The sequence below is a fragment of the Streptomyces lycii genome (assembly GCF_009735685.1).
GTDB classification, from domain to species: Bacteria; Actinomycetota; Actinomycetes; order Streptomycetales; family Streptomycetaceae; genus Streptomyces; species Streptomyces lycii.
On record NZ_WHPN01000346.1, the window covers coordinates 2,502 to 5,177 of the forward strand.

Genomic DNA, 2,676 nt, shown 5'->3' on the forward strand with positions numbered 1-2,676 from the left:
CCCGCGCGACCGGGCCGGTTCCGGCCCCTCCGCCCGGCCGGTTGCCGCACCGGCCCTCTCCCCCGCCGGACGCCGGATACGCTCGGGGCATGGACGGCAGCGGAACCGCCCCGGCAGCACGGCACACACGCGGCACCCCGGGTGCCGCGTACCGCAGGCTGACCGTCGAGCAGCGGCGCCGCCAGCTGCTCGAGGCGGCGCTCGGGCTGTTCGCCCACCGGGCGCCCGAGGACGTGTCGCTCGACGACGTCGCGCACGCCGCCGAGGTCTCGCGCCCCCTGGTCTACCGGTACTTCCCCGGCGGCAAGCAGCAGTTGTACGAGGCCGCGCTGCGCAGCGCGGCCGACGAGCTGGAGCTGTGCTTCGCCGAGCCGCAGACCGGCCCGCTGACCCGCCGCCTCACCCGGGCGCTGGACCGCTACCTGGGCTTCGTCGACGAACACGACGCCGGTTTCAGCGCCCTGCTGCGCGGCGGCAGCGTCGCCGACACCTCGCAGACCTCCGCCATCGTGGACGGCGTCCGGCGGGCCGCCGCCGAGCAGATCCTCGTACACCTGGACGTGCCGGACCCCGGGCTGCGGCTCGGGATGGCCGTGCGGACCTGGATCGCGGCCGTCGAGGCGGCCTCGCTGATCTGGCTGGACGAGGAGAAGCAGCCGCCGGCCGGGGAACTGCGCGACTGGCTGGTGGACCACTTCGTCGCCCTGCTCACCGCCACCGCCGCCGGTGATCCGCAGACCGCCCGGGTGGCCCGCGCCGCGCTGTCCCGGGAACGGCCGGACGGCTCCGTGGGACGGCTCGCCCGGCGGGTGCTGCCGGTGATCGCCGAAGCGGGACATCTGCTGGCCGGCGGCACGGACGGCCCCGGGGACGCTGCGGGCTCCGCGGACCGGGACACGGCCGGAGCCGGAGGCGGCCCGGCCGGAGCCGGAAGCGGCCCGGGTGGGGCCGGGCCGGCGCCCGCCGTCACACTGGGACCGTGAGAGCTGAGGAGACACCCTTCGTGGGCGGGCCGCTGGACGGCCGGGTGCTGCCCGTGCTGACCGGCGTGACGGGCCACCCCCCGAAGGTGTACGAGGTGCCCGTGCCCGCCCCGGAGGGCGGCGGGGAACCGGTCGTGCACGTCTACCGGCGCGAGAGCCGCGGCCACACCCGGCGGCTCGGGCTGCCTCGGGGCTGGATGTACGTGTACGACCCGGACGGGCGGCGGGCCTCCGGGCCGCGGTGGCCGTGGTCGAAGCCGGCCGGTCGTTCCGCGCGCCCGTAACACGCGCCGGTGCCCTCCCCGCGCCGCCGCGCGCCGGGCACCGGCGACACGCGCCCTTCGGGTGACCCGCTCCCCCGGATACGCCCGCTCGCGTTGCGGCGCCCCCGGACCCTGCCGACGATCGCCACGGAGCGTCGTCCGAGCCGGAGGTGATCGCATGTCGGTGCGGGGACATCGGGGGTGTGAGGGGTGCCGGGGGTGCGAGGAGTGCCGGGGGTGCGAGGGATGCCGGGGGTGCGAGGGATGCCGGGGAAACGGTGACCGCCGGGGACGGGTCGCCCGGCGCGGGCGGCCGGGGCGTCCCGCACGGGCCACGACCCTGTGCGCGGCCGCGGTGGTGCTGGCGGTACTGCCCGGCTCTCCCTGCGCGGCGGGCCCCGTACCACCGGGAACGGGCACGGAGACGGGGACGGGCACAGAGGCGGGAACGGGCACGGGAAGCGGGACAGAAACCGGAACGCGATCCGGAGCGAGCACGGAGAGCGGGACGGAATCCGGAGTGGGGACCGTGACCGGGGCCGGGACGGGGACCGAGGCCGGGGCGGAGACCGGAACCGGGACGGACACGGGAGCAGGAGCGGATACGGGAATCGGAGCGGATACGGGGACCGGGGCGGGAGGCCGGGCGGGCACCGGTTACGGGGCCGCCGCCCTTCCCGGTGCCGCCGCGGACCGGCCGGTCGGCGAGCTGCTGGCCTCCTTCCGCACGCTGTACCGGCAGGCCCGGGCGGCCTCCGCCTCGTACCGTGTGACCGGCCGGGAACTGAAGAAGCGGAAGACCGAGGCCCGGCAGCTCCGCGGCGAGCTCGCCCGGGCCCGGTCACGGCTCACCGAGAGCCGGAACGCCGCCGGCCGGCTCGCCCGGGAGCAGTACCGGTCGGGCTCCGGCGGACTCTCCCCGTTCATGCGGGCCGTGCTCAGCGACGATCCGCAACTGGCCCTCGACCAGCGGCATCTGATGCGCCGGATGGGCGCGGTGCGGGCATCCGCCGTGCTGCGGCTGAGCGGCGACGAGGCCCGGCTGGACGAGCTGTCGGGGAAGGCCCGCAAGGCCATGGCCGAGCAGCAGAAACTGGCGGACCGGCACAAGCGGCAGCGGGACCTGGTGGGGCAGCGCTTCGAGGCCGTACAGCAGATGCTGGCGTCGCTGTCGCCGTACCAGCTCGACGCCCTCGGGGTGGGGGGTGCCTACCGAACTCCGGGCGCGGGCACCGGGACACCGGACGGATTCTCCCCGCCTGCCGGATGAGCGCCGGTTCTCCCCGCCTGCCGGTTGAGCACGGGTCCTCCGCGCCTGCCGGTTGAGCACGGGCCCTCCCCACCTCTTCCGCGTGAGCACCGGCCCGCCCGTCCGGGGCCAGCCGGTGCACCGACGCGGAGACACACGGCGCGGAGCCCGCCGTGCCGAC

The 2,676-nt window shown here is 76.9% G+C and carries 2 protein-coding genes and 1 pseudogene; all 3 read left to right on the plus strand.

What is annotated here, in order from left to right; all coding sequences use genetic code 11:
- Positions 1-89 precede the first annotated feature (89 nt).
- A pseudogene (locus GCU69_RS22330) lies at positions 90-845 on the plus strand (TetR/AcrR family transcriptional regulator); the annotation flags it as partial.
- 134 nt (positions 846-979) lie between these two features.
- Positions 980-1,267, plus strand: coding sequence for a hypothetical protein (locus GCU69_RS22335; RefSeq protein ID WP_098753011.1), 288 nt, complete (start codon positions 980-982; stop codon positions 1,265-1,267).
- A gap of 499 nt (positions 1,268-1,766) precedes the next feature.
- Positions 1,767-2,516, plus strand: a complete 750-nt coding sequence (locus GCU69_RS22340) for a coiled-coil domain-containing protein (RefSeq protein ID WP_156206998.1) — start codon at positions 1,767-1,769, stop codon at positions 2,514-2,516.
- Positions 2,517-2,676 lie beyond the last annotated feature (160 nt).